The organism is Fibrobacter sp. UBA4297 (assembly GCF_002394865.1).
In the GTDB taxonomy this organism is placed as follows: Bacteria; Fibrobacterota; Fibrobacteria; order Fibrobacterales; family Fibrobacteraceae; genus Fibrobacter.
Genome location: NZ_DGUZ01000023.1, coordinates 153,564 through 171,758, shown reverse-complemented (window position 1 = coordinate 171,758; position 18,195 = coordinate 153,564). Strand labels below are relative to the sequence as shown.

The following is an 18,195-nucleotide window of genomic DNA, read 5'->3' as shown; positions in this document are numbered from 1 at the left end:
GGGAAAAAACCTTTTTTATATATTTAGAAAGCACTGATGCCAAAAATGGATATGTGATTATGTCTTCAAAAGTTATGCGAAAAGCTTATGCCCTTTTCAGGATGAATTTCCTGATTATTGTGCTCCTTGTGGTTACTGCCGTAGCCATGTTTGCGTATAGGCATTTCTTAGATGACGTCCTGGACATCAATCTTGGCGAATACCCCTACGTGGTCGCAAGTGCCGACTCGGTTGATGGGGGTACCTCTGCCATTTCCATGACGCGTACCGATAGCTCCGTGCTTATCGAATACGAACTCCGCGAAGGCTATGCTTACCCGTACGTGGGCATCAAGGTTTACCTCGGCGATGGCAAGACCATGGGCCGCGACCTCTCCAACTACGATAGCATATTCGTGTGGCTCAAGCCGCGTAACGAGGGCTCCGTCCGTCTTTACATGCGCGGTTACGATAGCGCTCTCTACCGCAAGAACGACGAGACATCCCTCAAGTTCAACGAAATCGAATTTATTCCGACCAAGGAACCGTACCCGGCCGTGTTTGTCCCGCAGGAATTCCGCGTGGCAGGCTGGTGGGTCTCCCAGAACGAAATCAACGTCCACAAGGCGCGTGTAGACCTCTCGAACATTCCGCTCATTGAAATCCAGACCGGTACGAACGCTCCGCTCGGCTATGGCGGCTGGGAAATCAAGGGGCTTCGCTTCAAGGGCAAGAAGATTTCGCAGGTGGACCTCGTGACGACGCTTGTCGCTCTCTGGTTTGTCACCTTCCTTATCATCTTGATTATCAGGTTCTTTGACTACAGCCGCGAACGCGCTCTCAACAGGAAAAAGCAAGAGGAACTCAAGAAGAACCTCATTGCTCTCGAAATAGAAAAGAGCGAATATGAAAAGTCGAGCAAGGAAGACCCGCTTACGGGCTGCCTCAACCGTGCTGGCTTTAGTGGCGTGCTCCTCCGCGAACAGGAAAAGCTGAACCGCACGGGTTCGCCGGTCTCGTTCATGATTTTCGACATTGACCATTTCAAGAATGTGAACGACACTTACGGACATCTCGTCGGTGACGAAGTTCTCGTGAATCTCGCAAAGCTTGTGCAGGGCATGATCCGCAATACGGACTCGCTCGTGCGTTGGGGCGGTGAAGAATTTGTCATCTTGAGCGATGATACGAGCATCCAGAATGCCGCGTTCCTCGCCGAGAAGTTGCGCAAGGCGGTTGAATCCTCGACGCTTATTACGCAGCAGCAGGTGACATGCTCCTTCGGTGTGACCGAAATGGTGCCGGGCGAAGACCCGAAGTCTCTTATAGCCCGTGCGGACAAGGCGCTCTACTCTTCGAAGGAGAATGGGCGTAACCGCGTGACGGTCGCGACGTTCAGGCGTAACCATTAAGAGGTCCCCATGGTTCGCGGTTGGCTCTTTGCTGTCACTGTTGTCGCGTTTGCCTTGCTGCTCGTTTCGTGTACCAAGCACCCCGAAGTGGACAACTTCAAACAGGTCCAGCTGCACTGGAATGCGGCGGACGATGCTGCCGAATCATCGGAACACAAGGATAGATGTGTGATAGAAATCACGTCGCTTGTGATGCGCGACCCGATGGTGCTCAAGTCCAAGCTTGTCGAAATCTCTTACGAAGTCGTTTATAGCCTGGAGGAAAATGGTGCTATTGCCTTTGTTGGCCGCTGTAGCGACTCGCGCTTTAGCGATTTGCCGGAATGTACATGGCAGGCGACTTGCTCTGGTGGTTCGGCGCCCGTTGTAAAATTCGACAACGAACGATAGCGGTTAGCCCTAACCGATTGAGCTGTATATAGATATCTTTATAGAGGTTCAAACCGCCCGCATTGTCTAGTGTCGGCAGCTCGCCGTGAGGAATTTCTGTGAAACCGATTTTTGAATATACCGATTATCGCGAATGGATTAGGGATGCTTTTGAAGATTTCAAGAAGCGTAAGACCGTCATATCCTGGCGATACATGGCTATGAAGCTCGGCGCAGATCCCGGCAACCTCCTCCGCATTTCGCAGGGCAAGATCCACCTCGCGGTAAACTTCATCAAGCCGATGGCAGAGTTCTTCGAGCTTGACGAAAAGGAAACTGCCTACTGGTCGGAACTCGTGTACTTCGGTCGCGCGAAAAGCGACCAGGAAGCACTGAACCATTATGAGAAGATGCAGGCACTGAAGGGCATCCCTTTAAAGCGCCTTGCCAAAAAAGAACTTGAATTTTACCGCCATTGGTACTACAACGCTATCCGTTCTGTAATCGGTATTTGTAATTTTAAAGATGATTATGAAGGTCTTGCCGAATGCTGCACGCCGGCTATCACGGTGGAACAGGCGAAGGATGCCATCAAGCTCCTGCACGACCTGAACATGATTTCTGAGGGTAAGGACGGGTACTGGAAAGTGAATGATACATTTGTGAGTACAGGTGGTAACTGGAGATCCGAAGCGGTTCGGACATTCCAGAAGGAGACGATTCGCCTTGCGGGTGAATCGCTTGAACGGCATGCGCCTCCTCTGCGCGATATCAGCACGGTGACGATGACGTTCAACATGAACGATATCCAGCTCATTCGCGAAAAGATCAAGGAGTTCCGCTCGGACTTGCTGCGTCTTTCTCAGGATGGCACGGGTGACGATACGGTGTTCCAGCTGAACGTTCAGCTGTTCCCGCTTGCATTTACTAAGAAATTGCAGGAGAAGTCAAAATGAAAAGGCTAGCCTGCATACTTTCAGCTCTTATGCTCTGGAGCTGCTCGGATAAGGTCGCAGGAGGCCCCGGCAGCGAAACGACGAACGGCATTGCCTACTTGGGCAATGGCGCAGTGGCGTCTTATGCACGTGTGGCGGTCAGGAGTGTCGATCACACTTCGACGGCCGATAGCGCTACTAATGAAATTGTGAACGCGGACTTCTACGCGGATTCCCTCGGTAACTTCTCGTTCGAGGCTCCGGAAGGCAAGTACCGCTTGACGATCGTGTATGGCGGTTCTGCCTACACTGGACTTTACTCGGGCGATACGACCTTGGGCGATGTAAGTCTTGAACCGACGGCCGCTCTTGGCGGCTTGGCCGACATGCCTGAAGATTGCGACTTTGTCTGGGTGGGCGTGCGCGGCATGGACGTGCTCGTGCGCTCCGATTCGACCGGCCGCTTTATGCTCTCGCAGTTGCCGTCGAACGACTCGTTGCAGGTGTACTTCTTGCGCGGTGACGACAACACGGTCTATGATGACTTGGCTGTAAAGCTCTCGCCGAACGAAACGGAAATGATTGACCTCCAGCCCGAAAAGCCGGACCCGTACGCCGGGAAGGTTAAGTTTGTGGTGGTGGCAGATGGCAAGGTTGTTCCGTATGCATCGCTTGCAATCCGCAAGGCTGACGCGCGCGTCGATTCTCTGCACGTGAGTAACGTCATTGCCGAGGCGGACGCCTATGCCGACAAGGATGGCCTCTTTGTCATTGATTCCTTGAAGTCTGGCGATTACCGCCTCACGGTGATGCAGTCGGGCGCCGCCTATTCCAAGGTGCTTTCGGCAAAAGAGATTGCTGCGATTGATACGATTAAGCTCCAGGAGACGGCAAACTACATGAGCCGCGTGACGCTCCATGCCGGCGAAAAGTATGCCTGGGTGGGTGTCTATGGCCTTGACGTCTTGACGAAGACGAACGAAGAAGGAACGTTTACACTCCCGATGCTCCCGACGAACGATTCGCTTGATATCTATGTTGTCACTACTAAAGATAGCTTGTATGTAACAAAGCGCATTGCGCCTTCCAAGGGCTCTGCTGATTTCGATTACCCGTATGTCGTGATGCAGGACTTCGAGGATATCGAAAAGGATACGACGAGCTGGTACTTTAGCGTGGATTCCATCGGCTCCAAGGTTGTTTCCAAGGCCTTTGAAGATGATAAGGAACGCAAGTCTAAAGTGTTCCATGGCAAGTATAATCTGATCGGTACGAACAATACTTACGCTTGGGTCCTGACGGGTATGTTCCTCCGCGACGAAGGCTGGAACCTCTCCACGCTCGATTCTATTTCGTTCTATGCCAAGGGCTCGGGCCAGATTCGCGTGTCTCTTGAAAACTGGACCCGTGAATCCGAAGTCGCAGGGCTCTCGCTCAAGGCTGCCTCGGAATGGAAGGACCTGAATTCGCAGAAATGGACGCGTTACGTCGTGAAATACGATGACCTGTGCTATACCGCCCAGGATAATGAAAATTGCTTTATCGCCTGGAATACGCTCAAGGACGATGTCCGCCAGCTGCATTTCTTCGTAAGAAATGGAACAGAATTCTATCTGGACGATATAGTGCTTTATGGCGCTCTTTTCTAAAAATTAGACCTTTTAAGTGCGCCTCGAATTAAGTATCTTTGTGCACATGCAGTCTATTGAATCAGAAGCAAAAATTGCTCAGGAATATCTCGCCCGCATCGCCAAAGATGCCGAGGCGAAGTTTGATGAACATCTCCCCCCAGTAAAGGACCGTCCGTGCCGTTTGCACGAGGCTATGCGCTATTCCATGTTCGCAGGCGGCAAGCGACTCCGCCCGGGACTTGCCAAGGCCGCGTTTGACATGTTTGGCGGCAAGGGAGACAAGATTTGGCTTGCAACGAGCGCTCTCGAAATGCTCCACACGTTCAGCCTTATCCACGATGACCTTCCGTGCGTCGATAACGACGACTACCGCCGTGGAAAGCTCACAAGCCACAAGAAGTTTGGCGAAGCTACTGCCGTGATGGCAGGCGACGCCCTCTGCATCCACGCCTTCGAGATGATGGGCAAGACCGGTAACGCAAAGGCTATCGAAGTCCTTGCACACTTGCTCGGCACGTACGGCATGATCGGTGGCGAAATGACCGACATCGAATGCGAAGGCAAGACTGTCGACCTCGAAATTGTTGATTACATTCACTACCACAAGACGGCAGCCCTCATCGAAGCTGCTCTCCTCGTGGGTGCAATGCTTGCCGATGCAAGCGAAAAGGATATGGAAATCATCCGCAACTATGGCCGCTCCATCGGGCTTGCCTTCCAGATTGTGGATGACATTCTGGACATTGTCTCTACGACCGAAGAACTTGGCAAGGACGCCGGGTCTGACATCGAAAAGGGCAAGGCAACTTACCCGTCCATCGTTGGACTGGAAAAGTCTAGGGAACGCGCTAGGGAACTCTACGAGGAATCCATCAAGGCTTTGGATGGCCTTACATGCGATACCTCCATCCTCCGTTCTATAGCGGCATACATCATCACGCGAGTGAAATAAATGGAACTGAAAGACGTTAAGTCGCCTCAGGACTTGAAGCACTGTTCCGTCGAGGAACTGAACCATCTCGCCGCGCAGATCCGCGAGACCATCATTGGTCAAGTGGCTAAGCACGGTGGTCATTTGGCGTCGAGCCTTGGCGTTGTTGAACTGACTCTTGCGCTGCACTACGTGTTCAACGCACCCGACGATAAGATCGTTTGGGACGTGGGGCACCAGGCGTACGTGCATAAGTTATTGACCGGCCGCTATGACCGGTTCGATACCTTGCGCCAGCAGGGAGGCATTTCCGGCTTCCTCAAGAGGAACGAAAGCGTTTACGACTGCTTCGGGGCGGGCCACGCCACGACGTCTATTTCTGCGGCTCTTGGTTTTGCCGTTGCGCGTGACCATTTCAACCGCAACAACAACGTGGTCGCTGTCATTGGAGATGGCTCCATGACGGGCGGTATGGCTTACGAGGCTATCAATAACGTTGGCGCCTCCAAGCAGAACATGACCATCATCTTGAACGATAACAAGATGAGTATCGCACCGAACATCGGCGGTTTTAGCAAGTACCTGAACCGCGTGATTTCGGACCCGGTTTACAACAAGATGCGTACCGACCTGGATCGCCTGATGAACCGTTTGCCGGGCATTCTGGGTTCTCGTTTCCGTGACCTCTTCTTGCAGGTCGAGAATGCGGCGAAGAACGCCGTGAAGCCTGGTCGCTTCTTTGAAGACCTCGGCATCCGCTACTTTGGTCCGATTGATGGTCACGACATTGATGAACTCGTGATGATTCTTGAACGCGTCAAGCAGCAGCAGGGCCCGTGCCTTGTTCATGTGCTGACCGAGAAGGGCCGCGGTTTTGACGCTGCCGAAAAAAATCCGACTAAGTATCACGGTTGCGGTGCGTTTGACCCTGAAAGCGGACTCCCGCTTGCTCCGGGTAATCCGAACCCGTCTCTCACGAGCGTGTTTGGCAATACGCTTTTGCAGCTTGCCCGCAAGGATAAGCGCATCATGGGTATCACGGCTGCAATGCCTACGGGCTGCGGCATGGATATCGTCGCAAAGGAACTCCCGGACCGCGTGATTGACGTGGGCATTGCCGAAGAGCATGCCGTGACGTTTGCGGCGGGCATGGCATGCGATGGCGTTGTGCCTGTGGTCGCGATTTACTCGTCGTTCATGCAGCGCGCTTACGACCAGATTATCCACGACATTGCACTCCAGAACTTGCATGTGGTGCTTGTGCTTGACCGTGCCGGCCTTGTCGGTGCAGACGGTCCGACGCATCATGGCGCCTTTGACTTGTCGTTCTTGCGGACTGTTCCCGGAATGACCATTTTGGCACCCTCCAACGAAAATGAACTACGCGACATGTTGACTGCCGCAATCGATATGGAAGGTGTCGTGGCTATCCGCTACCCGAGAGGCACTGCACTTGCTGCAGAACTCGTCCCCTCGGAAGGACCGTTCGACTATAAAAGCCCCAAGATTCTTGAGAAGGGCTCCGGCATACTCCTTCTGGGCGCCGGATTCATGACAAATGAACTCAAGAAAACAGCCGCCGTGCTTTGTGAAAACGGATACAACCCGACGCTTGTGGATGCCCGTTTTATTAAGCCGCTCGACCAGGAATGCTACCGTTCGCTGTTTGACAGCCACAATGTCATTGTGACGCTCGAAGACAATACGAAGGTGGGTGGCTATGGTTCAGCCATTGCGGAACTTTTGTCCGATCTCGGCTATACGGACAAGAAACTGTACCGGTTTGGTCTTCCGGACAGGTTCGTTGAACAGGGAGAAATCAAGGCTCTCTACAAGATCTTAGAAATTGACGGGGAATCCGTCGCCAAACAGTTGATGGAAAAACTATGAGTGAAGAAGAAAACAAACCGAAGCGTACCGTAAGAATCACGCTTGACCGTAAATTTGGAGTCAGCGAAGCTCCTGAACGCCGCCCTCGTCGTGATGATGACCGCGGTTCCTTTGGCGACAAGCCCTCGTTCCGTGGGGATCGTGGCGACCGTCGTTTTGACCGCGACCGCGGTGACCGCCGCTTTGATCGTGGTGAACGCCGTTTTGATCGCGACAACCGCGATGAAAACCGCGAAGGCCGTCCGTTCAACCGTGAAGAACGCCGTGGTGGTGGCCGCTTTGACCGTGACCGTCGTCCGCGCCGCTTTGGCGACAAGCCGTTTAACCGCGGACCGCGCGGCGCTATGAACGCCCCGGTTTACCGCCAGCGCCCCGAACAGAAGGAAGCCGTTGACGAGAACTTGGACGAAGCCGCACTCGAAGCACGCGCCGCCCAGATTGAAGCCGTTGAAGATGCAGGCTCTACACCGCCGTGGTTCAAGCGCCTCATCGCTTGCACGACCGAAAAGGGTCGCGAACGCGAAGGCAAGTTCCTTGGCGAAGGCGTTCACGTTGTCGAAGAACTCGTGAAGCACCACCGCGAACTCGTGATTTCTGTTTACGTTGTTGAAGGTTTTGAAAACGAAGAACTCATCGAAGCTATTAACGAAGCCGAAATTACGCTCCACACTCTTACCGAAGACCAGATGAAGCGCCTCTCTTCGACGATGACGACGCAGGGCATCATCGCTTACTGCAACATCGCAAGCAAGAAGCCGGTCTACGAAACAAGCCGCAGCGTGCTTACACTTGTGGATGCCGTGCAGGATCCGGGTAACCTCGGCACGCTCTTCCGCACGAGCCTCGGTTTCAATTCTTCGGGCATGATTCTCGGTCGTGGTACCGTGAGCCCGTTCAACCCGAAGGTCGTTCGTGGTTCCTCGGGTACGTTCCTCCGCGTTCCGTTTGAATTCGATGTGGATCTCGTGGACCAGATCAACTTCCTTCGCAGCAAGGGCTATACCATCATCGCTACGGATTTGCATGCTAAGCAGTCCCTCCGCGAAATCCCGGCTCACAAGCTCCGCAAGATGGCATTCCTCGTGGGTAACGAAGGTGCCGGCACGAACCCGTATTTCATCGAACTTGCCGACGAAACGGTGAAGATCCCGATGAGCAGTGAACTTGAATCTCTGAATGTGGCTGTCGCACACGGCATTCTCTCTTACGAAGCCGCCCAGATTCAGGAGGAATTGAAGTAATGACGTGCTTTTACGATCGCCTTGAACAGCGTATTGCAAAGTGCGGTAACCCGGTGTGCATGGGCATGGACCCTGTGCTCAAGCTCATTCCGCTCGAAGGCACTCCCGAAGACCGCATCAAGCGCTTCTATTCCGACATTTTGGAATGCTGCCTCAAGCGTAACGTGCAACCGGCTGTCGTAAAGCCGAACAGCGCTTATTACGAATGCGTGAGCGTGCAGTCGATGCTCGTTTTGCAGCAGCTCATTGCCGATTACAGAAGTGCTGGCATCCCGGTTATCTTGGATGCAAAGCGCGGTGACATTGGCAAGTCCAGTGCCGCCTACGCCAATGCTGCTTACGATGTTTACCGTGCAGACGCCGTGACCGTCTCTCCGTGGATGGGTGCCGATTCCGTCGGTCCGTTCATTCGCGAAGATAGCGAAAACGGTGCCTATGTGCTCCTCCGCACAAGCAACAAGGGCGCTCACGACTTCCAGGATTTGCCTGTTACTCGCAGTGACGATCCGCGCGACGTTGCCGAAGCGTTCTATTCCGTAGCAGACAAGATTATGGAATGGGATGCTGACAAGGGCTACCTTGGTGCCGTTGTTGGTGCAACCCATCCGGAAGAACTTGAGAAGATTACGGCCTATACTGTTGCTCACAAGCACGAAATTCCGTTCCTCATTCCGGGCGTGTCCATTCCGGGCGTGCCGGGCGGTCAGGGCGGCGATGCAAAGACCGTGCTCAACGCTATTGCAAACGGTGGCGGCAAGCGCAAGTTCCACGTGCTCAACTCGAGCAGTGGCCTGAACTTCGCCTGGCAGCGTAACGATACGCCGGCAAACTACGCGAACGATTGCGTCGATGCACTCGAACGCTTAGCGGAGGCTTGTTTAATTTAGAACTTAGAACTTAGCTCGCTTCGCTCTTAGAACTTAGTTTTCTAAGTTCTAAGTTCTGCCAACTGCCAACTAACAATGCGTTTCCTTGCTGCTATTATAACCGCTATTGCCATCATCGCGCTTGCGTTCCATTACGCAAAGCCGCTTCCTGGCACGAACTTTGACGAATCCTTCTTGCCGAAGGCTTCGTCTGTTCGCTATGTAGCTGCAGGGCACGACGCGTCGGTAGCAGGGCTCTTCTGGATCAAGGGCCTCACCGAACTTGGCGAAAGCTACCTCACCGGCAGGGAATATGCGTATCTCGGCCATGTCGCTGAACTTTCGACGAGCCTGGATTCGCTATTCTACACGCCGTATTACTTTGTCGGTGGCGTGACTCCCGTCGATGCTCCCGATACTTCCGATTTTTCTGTATTGCGCCGTGCGACTCGCGTCTATCCTGAAAACTGGCGCCTTTCGCTTTACTTTGCACTCCGCCTCGCTCGTGGCCCGTACCCCAACAGGACCGAAGCCGCCAACGTGATGCGCAAATATTTCGATAGCCCGGATACAACGATTCCCGATCACATCCGCACGATTTACCGCAGCTTTGAACTCGACTCCATGCAGACCGAGACTGCGCTTGAAACTATCTTGAACGACGTGATGCAACCGCGTTTCAAGAAGTTCCGTGCAAGCTTTTATGTGAAAATTCTCAAGCTCCTCGGTTACAAGGGCTTGATTGCCGACTACGACAAGGACGAAAACTACCAGAAAGTCAAGTATCTTGTCGATGGCATGGCCGAAGGCCGCATCCCGCCGGTTGTTGCTTACAACCGCCTCCTTGCCATGAAAAAAGTCGAAGAACCTGCCGTAGATACAACGGCAACCGCGTCACACTGACGCACGCTTCTTCGTCATTCTGACGCTTCCTACTTCGTCGCCCTGAGCAAGGCGAAGGGCCCAGTTAAGTCTTGATGTGAAAAACGCAGCGTTAGAAACGCTGCGGATTCTAATGCTGCGGTTGAAAATGCGCTAAGGCCATTTTAAAAATTATAACCATCTAGATATACAGACTTTGGACCTTGAAGTGAACTTCTTTCAATATCTACGGCTGTTTTTTCTGAAACTTTATATGTAATTTCACTTTTGTCAGGATCAATTCTATATAGCTTCAAGCAATGAAAATAATCTAAATCTGAAACGAACGCTTCTATATCTTTTATTTCTTTTTTGTTGGTGAAAAATAAGAAGAATGCGTTGTTGCCCGATATAAAATATTTTGATCTGATATTAGGATATCCAGTACTTGATGCAAAAACTGCGTTTCCCATTTTTAGTAATCCATTTTTTAACGAATTGCGATAGATTATTGATGTGGGAATTTTTTCATGGTCGCTTAAACATTCATAGTATAATTCGAATACCATATCACTGTTATTTGGCTCTCCCAACATGTATTTTCTTAAATTGTATAGGTAAGCTGGTGTGGAATCGTATTTATTTGCTCTTTCTGAATTATATAATGTTTTTAGTAGCCATCTTGATAACTTGTTATAGTCGTAAGATAGTGTGTATGTTTGTCCGGGCTTTTTTATTTTGAAATCAAAATTTTCTTTGTAAAAGGATAAAAAGTATTCATCAACCTGTGATAAATGAATACCGTTGCAATCTGAACAGACATCTCTAACTATTTGAAAATTTGATGAAATTGTTTCTGTTTTGTTTTGATATCCGACTTGTTTGTTTTTCCCTTTTCCATCAGGATAGTATTTTGATAAAAATTTGTGGGCTATAACATGTTCTCGAGTAAGTTTCTTGTTTTGATCGCAATAGGCGCATATAGGCATGTTTTTTTTCCTTTCGTTTAATTTGTGTAATACACATAGATAATTTTTTTGTAAAAAGGATAAAAATCTTAATATTTCTTTCTTACAAAAGAAGCATTGCTTAATGAAAATGCCTCTAAATCCATCAACCCTTACGGGTTTCTGGATGACGAGTTCGTGAATTACCAGTTTTGGGGATGGCGAGAATTACTTCCCGCAGCGTTCCGCGTTCTTGGGGAGTCCCATCAGCTCGAATGCTGTTTTGCAGCGGTTGAACAGTTCCTTGGATTCGGCTGGATCTGCTTTGCTGAGGTTCTTTGCGCGGTGGTAAAGGATGTTTGCGGTGGTGTAGGGCGTGTTCGCTTCGACCGACTTGGCTTCTGCCTTGCGGTAAAGAGCATCGGCATCGCCTGACTTTTGTAGGTCTGTTAGGCGGGCATCCGTCCAGTAATAAATTCCCGTATCGTCGTCAGTGCGCTTGGCGACCATCTTGAGGGCCTGTTTGGCCTTTTCGTCATTGCGGGCGCCTGCGTATGCGATGGCGCATTCCGAATAAAATGAGCCCTGCAGTTGGTCGTCGAGTTTATCGAGTTCGTTTTCGTTGACGCTTTCGCAAAGTGAAACGGCTTCGCTAAAGTTTTCTTTGGCGTTCTTCAGGCCTGCTTTTGCCTTGACGAGCATGATGCGCGTAGAGACGTCCAGCCAGTTGCTTTTGACATGGCTCAGTAGCGAATCCGCCAATTCAAAGTCAAGACTCATGGTGCGGATTTGCCCCATGGCAATCATGATACGGCTTTCGGCGTGGCGGTTCCCTTCTTTGCGGCTTGCGACCAAGGCGCGTTCCAGCTGCGAATAGCCTTTGGCGAATTTTCCTGCGTGAAAAGACTTTTGGGCGCGTGCGGCAAGCTGCCCCGATTCCGAGGCGAATGATGCTGCAAATCCGCTCAAGGCGATGCAAAGCGCAAGTTTAATAGCGTTGCGCATTACCATAGAGTCTCCACGACAAAGGGAACGGAATCATGCTTTGGAATATTGCTTCTGAAAAGCCACATCTTGGACATGCCGTTAATCAAGTCGTCAGCACTCTGCAATGTGTTTTCTGTCGTGTTCATGAAGTCTTGCAGGCCGGTCGTGACTGTACCGAAATTGGTGACAAGATTGTCTACGCGTCCGACGGTGGAATCCATGGAGTTCAAAAGCGAGGTGACTTGGCCCGGCAGCGGCTTGAAGTCATCAAGCAAGTTTCCTACGTTGTTTGTGACTTCGTTCGCGCGACTAATAAGTGTCGGAACGTCCGTCTTCATCGTATCAAGCAAGAAGGATGTCTTCTTCAGCACGTTCTTGCCAAGGAATGTGATTTCGTCAAGTCGGTAAAGCTGGCGGTTTAAGTTGTCGTAAAGGGCACGGGAACCGAACAATGCACCCATGGTCGTTCCTGTATCGAGAGCCATTGTCACGAGTTCGTCGGCGGCGTCCACAAGGCGGTTCACACGGCCCAAAAGTTGGTTTGCTGTTTCAATGACGGTTTCGATATCTTGAGCCTTGCCTGCCGCTAAGGTGTCGTTGTCTTCGAGAACGCGGCCCTTTTTCTTTTTAATATCGATATTGATGACTCGGGACGAAATCAGGTTCTGGTCGCGGATGGCAAAAGCTTTAGCGCTGTCTGTGATGAGATTCTGGTATTTCTTTTCGATGGTGAATTCCATGAGCACGCTATCGGACATGGCTCCTGTATTATCTTGTTCAATCGATACGTTGGTTACTTGTCCGACATCGACACCGTTGATTTGTACGCTCGTTCCCTTTTTAAGGCCTAGCGCCTTTTCGAATGTACTGTAAAGCTTGTATTTTTCCTTGGTGATACCGTAGGTTTTGTCGTAAAGGTAATGGTAAAGCACCAACGAAAAAATCATGACGGCAACAGTGCTAATGACGCCGACCAAAAGGCCGGACATTTCCATCCAGTTAATCTGTTTTATCTTTTGAAATGCCATTGCTTTCGTGAAATATAAATAGATTATATTGTCAAATTGAATTTAATTGATTTTTTTCGAGGAAATATGGAATTTTTTGATTTTTTGAATACTGCCGTAACGCCGTACCATACCGTAGACGCTTTGAAGTCGTTTTTTAAGGCCAATTCTTTTGCTGAAATTGAACTTGGTGCAAATCTCGAACCTGCAAAAGCTTATTTCGTGTGCCGAGGGGCTTCGGTGATTGCGTTCCGTACGCCGAAAAAGTGGTGTGATACGTCAAAGTTCAGGATTGCGCTTGCGCATACGGACTTCCCGACGCTCAAGATTTCCCCGAATCCGGATGGCATGAATGCGGGAGTGTGTACGCTCCATACGGAGGTCTACGGCTCTCCGCTTTTTACGAGTTGGCTCGACCGCGACCTTGGCTATGCAGGGATGCTTGCGTACGTAGATTCGGCGGACAAGTCCATGACGCTCAAAACAAAACTGTTTCGTGGTGAAAAACTTTTCAGGATTCCGCAGTTGGCAGTCCACCTGAACCGTGGTGTGAATCAAGACGGCCTTAAGGTGAATCCGCAGATAGATTTTAATGCGCTGTGGGCGGGAGCCTCGGAAAGTAATGTTTCTGAAAACCGCAAGAACTTGTTTGTGAAGGCGCTTGAAAAGGAGCTCCCGGCGGGGGCTCGTTTGATTGATTTTGATGTGCAGTTGTTTGATGCTCAGCCTGCAAATCGTGGCGGCTTTAACGACGAATGGATTTATTCTGGAAGGCTTGATAATTTGAGCAGCTGCCATGCCATTGCCGAAGCGATGGTGTCTGCGACATCCGCTGAGAATGATTGCCTTGTGGCGTGTTTCTTCAACAACGAAGAAGTCGGTTCCAATACCCGCGAAGGTGCTGCCGGCAACTTCTTGAAAAGTGTATTGGATTCTATCGCTTCGCTTCAGAATGACAATGCTAGGGATGTCATCCTGGAGGGGCAAAGCCCCGATAGGATCCATGAAACCTTTACATCAAAGGGACATGCCCGACCTCTTACTTCGTACCTTGCAGAGTCCCTCGCGCTCTCTATCGACATGGCCCACGCCGAGCATCCGAACCACACGGAAAAGCACGAGCCGAATCATGCGCCGCTGTTGGGCAAGGGCATTGTGCTCAAGACAAATGCGCAAAAGCGTTACGCAAGCGACTTGATGAGTTCTGCGCAATTCCGTTTGCTTTGTGAAAAAGCGGGAATCCCACTTCAAGTTTTCATTATGCGAAACGACATGCCTTGCGGCTCGACGGTCGGCCCTACGGTTTCTGCAAATCTCGGAATCCCGACAGTCGATATTGGCGAGCCCATGCTTAGCATGCACAGCATCCGCGAGATGATGGCAGCAAGCGACCACGCGGATATGATTAAGCTTGTAAGCGTTTTTTTCTGTGATAAAAACTAGCCAACGGCTGGTTGACAATGATGCTGAACGGGGAATACTTTATTGCAAAGTGAATGACCGCAATTAGTGCGATAGAGAATAAAGTCATCGTGGTAGCGAAGAGAATATATTGAAAATCGCTTGCTGGTAACATATGGACTTTTGCCCACCATTCGGGAAAAAGTATAGATCTAAAAATTGGGAATGCTAAAACTTGGTGAAACGGCAGCAGAGCGAGATTCATTTCGACCGGTTTTGCTAGAATCGGGTTGGTGATTCCGCGACAGATGAGGATGAACCCGATAGAGCCGATGATCGCGTTGGGTATCATTATATAGTATGGCTTGTAAATGCGGAAGAACATTTCCAGATGAAAATGGGTGTTCGTATAAACGTATTGGCTGATAAAATAAGTAGCTGTCATCAGGGCTGTTCCGATAAGGAATGCCCACAGGCGCTTCTTAGTGAGAAAGTTGTATAATCCCGAAAGTTTCTTGTGGCGGAATGCGAATCCTGTATAAGTGAAAATTGTTCCGAATAAAGCGGCATCAAAATTCCAGACAAGTGGAACGTTATGATTCAGGTTGAAAATGATTCCAATGCCAAGCACCAAGAGCGAAAGGATTCCCATTATAGAAAGCCTGCCCTTGGAAAGCCGATGGAATCCAAAGAGAATGATGTCGGTAAAGAACAATGCCGGCAAAAACCAGATGGCGAAAGTCCTGATTTGATTGATGAGGTTTGCGATGCTCTTTATTATAAAGTGCTCGGGAATTGGGAGGTTTAACAACCACTTGATAAGCAGTTCGAAAAGAACGCAGAGAAAACCGAGCCCGAACATGGGAATGATATAACGCTTGAGCTTCTTTACAAGGAAATCGCCGAAGGTCTGGTTTTCGACCTTTAGGGTCATGCCGTTTAAGACAAAGAATACGGGCAGATGGAAAGAAAAAACAAGAGCGACAAAGTTGCATTCCTTGATTCCATGCGTGAACACGACTAAAATCATGGCAAGGAACTTGGCGACATCGATGAATTCAATTCTTTTCATTTTCGTATTTTTGTGTTGAAAGGAGTGTTGGTGGTGAAATATAAAAAATGCCAAGGCATTTAAGCCATGGCGGAAAAAAGAGAAGTCTTGTATTTACCTGTCAACCCACAATGAATAGCCAAGAATGACTTTTTCGGGAGGCATATATGTGCTAGATTGATTTTGCGTGTTACGCCAACGATGAATTTCGATGGTTAAATCTCCATTTGTTTTGGGCGTGAAATCAACGACTTCAAATGCGTTATTGTAGCTTTGTGATTGGGCAATTACTTTCCCGTTCTGAAAAACTTTCAAATCTATATCTTGAGGCAATTTTTCATTAGAGTTATTTAGTCCTTTGTTTTTGATGATGTAGGTTCCGGAAGTCAGCCATGCTATGCCTATACGGTAATGGGCATCTTTGATTCCAGCTTCGGTGAATGTGATTTTTTGACTTGAGTTGAAAACTTCGTTGTTTTCGCCTTCCCATGTACGGAAAGTTCGATTCCATGCTAAACTTGAATATACTGGAATATCCTTTGCTGCAACGGTGGAGTTTTGTGGATCAAATGAAGCCGCGTTAGGGATAGGGCGTTTTCCGCCAGAAACCAAAATTGCTTTGACCAATTCTGGATGTCCTTTCAAATACGGATGATGCGACATCAAGTCTGCAATCGTTGCTGCTGTATAGGGCGTTGCGGCGCTAGTTCCGTTGAAGAAGCCATCGTATGTACATGTCTCGTCGTCGCATGGATATTGGAATGTATAGCTGTTGTTGAATTCGAAGTCTGTGTAGTTGGCGACTTCCGGTTTTTCGTTGCCAATTTCAGAATTTTTCCAATTGGAATAATATACGTAATTGTCGTTAGTGGGATCGACTGCTCCGACTGTGATAGCGTTGAGGGCTTTTCCTGGGGATCTGACATAGAAATTGTCGCCTGGTTGGTCGGAATTGCCTGCAGCGACAACGGCTACTATTCGGGTGTTGTATACATAGTTATCCATCTTGGCGTCGACATCGACGTATTCGCCTGCGGGGCTGTCTGGAGATGCCCATGAGTGCGAAGAAATGAATATGTCGGGATTGTTTGAACCGGTGGGGTGCTGCCCAGGGTTAGGCCAAGGCTGTTGATCCCCATTCATGGCGCCTTCGTCTTGCCCATATATGGTTGCTTCAGGGGCCGTGTTTGACAAAATTTGGAATACGCCAGTGGGGTGCATTTGCACGCCGTGTTCACAGTCGTTTATCGGAACGTATTTTGATGTGCGAAAATAAGGATGCGGACAGCCCGATTCTGCGAAATGTATGCCGACTCCGTTGCCTTTTGCAGTATTGGTAAACGCATGCGTCGAAATTTGTGATTTATTTAGAATGGACGTGTATGCCATTTGGTTGATTGGCTCAACATGCTTTTTTATGTAAATACGTTGGTTCTTTTTTAGTAAGTTTTTGATCTCTTCTGCGCTTAAGGAGTCTGTGTAGCCGGCGACGAAGGTGGGTCTCTCGCGCATGGCTTTTTCGTTTGCTTTTTCGAACTCTTCTTGAGATACTTCTTTGTCATTTAGCCATAGACGGGCTTTTCCTGTTTCTTCGTCTATTTCTATCTTACTTGATGTTGTTTTGACTTTGTAATCGGGAATATCTAAATTTGTAATGTCGACGTGAATCTTACGTTTCTTTGATGTTTTGGCTTTTCCTAAAAGTGTTATTTTGTTAGAACTTTTCTTACGACCGAGAATATCAACTGTGTAGGTCTTTGATGGCGTGACTTGGGGCTCGTAAGATTCTTCTTCGTTTAAGAAATCTTGAATTTCTTTTGATATACTTGAATTTGATGCTTTATAATTATCTTCAGCTGCATAAGACATTCCTAATCCGAATGCTGCAACTAACAATATTGCTGTGTTTTTCATTTCTTCTCCTTTGCTTGAAATGATTTGTATGTATTAATTTAGTATTAAAATTTCGAATTTGTATTTTGTTTGTCTGTAAAACATAAATAAATAAGTTAAAAATAGTTTGTAAATATTGTTAGTGAATTTGTTGTTGGGATCGGGCGTTTTTTTTTTGTGTGTGCTGATAATGATGAAAAATGAAGAAAGTCTTTTTATTGTAAAATTATTTTTGTGTTTGTTGAAAATGATGAAAAAGGAACTTTTTTATTCAGAATAAACAAAGAAACTTACAAATAATTGTTATAATTGTTGTATGCAAAATAAATCTTTTTGGGCGTCAATTCGAAAGAAATGCCCTCGTAAATCCTTGGTTGGACAATTCGTTCGCTATTTGGTGACAGGCGGACTTGCCTTTGTGGTTGATTTCGGGCTTTTTGCTCTTTGCCTTTATAAGTTAGAGTGGCATTACCTGCTTGCAAACTTGGTGGGGCTTGTTGCGGGACTTGTGCTTAATTATGTCTTGAGCGTTGTTTGGGTGTTCTCGGAATGCAAGCGCGTTCTTGAAAACAAAAAGGCCGCCGAGTTTAGCATATTCGCTATTGTTGGTTTTGCCGGTGTCGGTATCAACCAGTTGCTTATGTATTTGATGGTGGGACGTCTTGAATGGAATGAAATGCTGTCGAAAATGGTAGCGGCTATTTTGGTTTTGATGTGGAATTTTGGTGCTCGAAAGCTGATGCTTTTCAGGAAACAAAAAGTTGCATAAAATTTTAAGACTATAGGAAGGATTA

At 48.8% G+C, this 18,195-nt stretch carries 16 protein-coding genes; 11 read left to right on the top strand and 5 right to left on the bottom strand.

What is annotated here, in order from left to right:
• Positions 1-101 precede the first annotated feature (101 nt).
• The 9 genes from B3A20_RS14570 (at position 102) to B3A20_RS14530 (ending at position 10,157) form a co-directional block, all read left to right on the top strand.
• Entirely contained in the window at positions 102-1,391 is a 1,290-nt protein-coding gene (locus tag B3A20_RS14570) for a GGDEF domain-containing protein (RefSeq protein WP_290766326.1), read from the top strand.
• 9 nt (positions 1,392-1,400) lie between these two features.
• Positions 1,401-1,781 (top strand): hypothetical protein, encoded by a 381-nt coding sequence (locus B3A20_RS14565; protein ID WP_290766324.1) that lies wholly within the window; start codon positions 1,401-1,403, stop codon positions 1,779-1,781.
• 98 nt (positions 1,782-1,879) lie between these two features.
• Positions 1,880-2,716, top strand: a complete 837-nt coding sequence (locus B3A20_RS14560; RefSeq protein ID WP_073425402.1) for a TIGR02147 family protein — start codon at positions 1,880-1,882, stop codon at positions 2,714-2,716.
• On the top strand, positions 2,713-4,344 hold the full coding sequence (locus B3A20_RS14555) for a carboxypeptidase-like regulatory domain-containing protein (RefSeq protein WP_290766321.1): 1,632 nt from the start codon (positions 2,713-2,715) through the stop codon (positions 4,342-4,344). The genes B3A20_RS14560 and B3A20_RS14555 overlap by 4 nt, the downstream gene beginning before the upstream one ends.
• Positions 4,345-4,390: 46 nt before the next feature.
• Positions 4,391-5,278: a polyprenyl synthetase family protein gene (locus B3A20_RS14550; protein ID WP_290766318.1), complete on the top strand. Its 888-nt coding sequence runs from the start codon at positions 4,391-4,393 to the stop codon at positions 5,276-5,278.
• Positions 5,279-7,147 carry a 1-deoxy-D-xylulose-5-phosphate synthase gene (gene dxs, locus B3A20_RS14545; protein WP_290766315.1) on the top strand — a complete coding sequence of 623 codons (1,869 nt, stop codon included), beginning with the start codon at positions 5,279-5,281 and terminating at the stop codon, positions 7,145-7,147.
• Positions 7,144-8,388 carry a TrmH family RNA methyltransferase gene (locus tag B3A20_RS14540; protein WP_085492045.1) on the top strand — a complete coding sequence of 415 codons (1,245 nt, stop codon included), beginning with the start codon at positions 7,144-7,146 and terminating at the stop codon, positions 8,386-8,388. The genes dxs and B3A20_RS14540 overlap by 4 nt, the downstream gene beginning before the upstream one ends.
• Positions 8,388-9,275 carry an orotidine-5'-phosphate decarboxylase gene (gene pyrF / locus B3A20_RS14535; RefSeq protein WP_290766311.1) on the top strand — a complete coding sequence of 296 codons (888 nt, stop codon included), beginning with the start codon at positions 8,388-8,390 and terminating at the stop codon, positions 9,273-9,275. Before B3A20_RS14540 ends, pyrF begins: the two co-directional genes overlap by 1 nt.
• 75 nt (positions 9,276-9,350) lie before the next feature.
• Complete coding sequence (locus B3A20_RS14530; RefSeq protein WP_290766308.1) at positions 9,351-10,157, top strand: hypothetical protein; 807 nt, start codon at positions 9,351-9,353, stop codon at positions 10,155-10,157.
• A gap of 143 nt (positions 10,158-10,300) precedes the next feature.
• On the opposite strand, the gene B3A20_RS14525 is transcribed toward B3A20_RS14530, so the two are convergent.
• The 3 genes from B3A20_RS14525 to B3A20_RS14515 all read right to left on the bottom strand — a co-directional run bounded on the left by B3A20_RS14525 (position 10,301) and on the right by B3A20_RS14515 (position 13,077).
• Positions 10,301-11,104: a hypothetical protein gene (locus tag B3A20_RS14525; RefSeq protein ID WP_290766305.1), complete on the bottom strand. Its 804-nt coding sequence runs from the start codon at positions 11,102-11,104 to the stop codon at positions 10,301-10,303.
• Positions 11,105-11,290: 186 nt separating this feature from the next.
• Positions 11,291-12,073 (bottom strand): hypothetical protein, encoded by a 783-nt coding sequence (locus tag B3A20_RS14520; RefSeq protein ID WP_290766302.1) that lies wholly within the window; start codon positions 12,071-12,073, stop codon positions 11,291-11,293.
• Positions 12,067-13,077, bottom strand: a complete 1,011-nt coding sequence (locus B3A20_RS14515; RefSeq protein ID WP_290766299.1) for an MlaD family protein — start codon at positions 13,075-13,077, stop codon at positions 12,067-12,069. Before B3A20_RS14515 ends, B3A20_RS14520 begins: the two co-directional genes overlap by 7 nt.
• A gap of 66 nt (positions 13,078-13,143) precedes the next feature.
• On the opposite strand from B3A20_RS14515, the gene B3A20_RS14510 reads away from it, so the two are divergent.
• Complete coding sequence (locus B3A20_RS14510; protein WP_290766296.1) at positions 13,144-14,499, top strand: M18 family aminopeptidase; 1,356 nt, start codon at positions 13,144-13,146, stop codon at positions 14,497-14,499.
• Here the strand turns inward: B3A20_RS14510 and B3A20_RS14505 are convergent.
• Positions 14,462-15,529 carry an acyltransferase family protein gene (locus B3A20_RS14505; RefSeq protein ID WP_290766293.1) on the bottom strand — a complete coding sequence of 356 codons (1,068 nt, stop codon included), beginning with the start codon at positions 15,527-15,529 and terminating at the stop codon, positions 14,462-14,464. The genes B3A20_RS14510 and B3A20_RS14505 overlap by 38 nt on opposite strands.
• A 93-nt stretch (positions 15,530-15,622) precedes the next feature.
• Positions 15,623-17,422 (bottom strand): S8 family serine peptidase, encoded by a 1,800-nt coding sequence (locus B3A20_RS14500; RefSeq protein ID WP_290766290.1) that lies wholly within the window; start codon positions 17,420-17,422, stop codon positions 15,623-15,625.
• 295 nt (positions 17,423-17,717) lie between these two features.
• On the opposite strand from B3A20_RS14500, the gene B3A20_RS14495 reads away from it, so the two are divergent.
• Positions 17,718-18,170, top strand: a complete 453-nt coding sequence (locus B3A20_RS14495) for a GtrA family protein (protein ID WP_290766287.1) — start codon at positions 17,718-17,720, stop codon at positions 18,168-18,170.
• Positions 18,171-18,195: the final 25 nt, after the last annotated feature.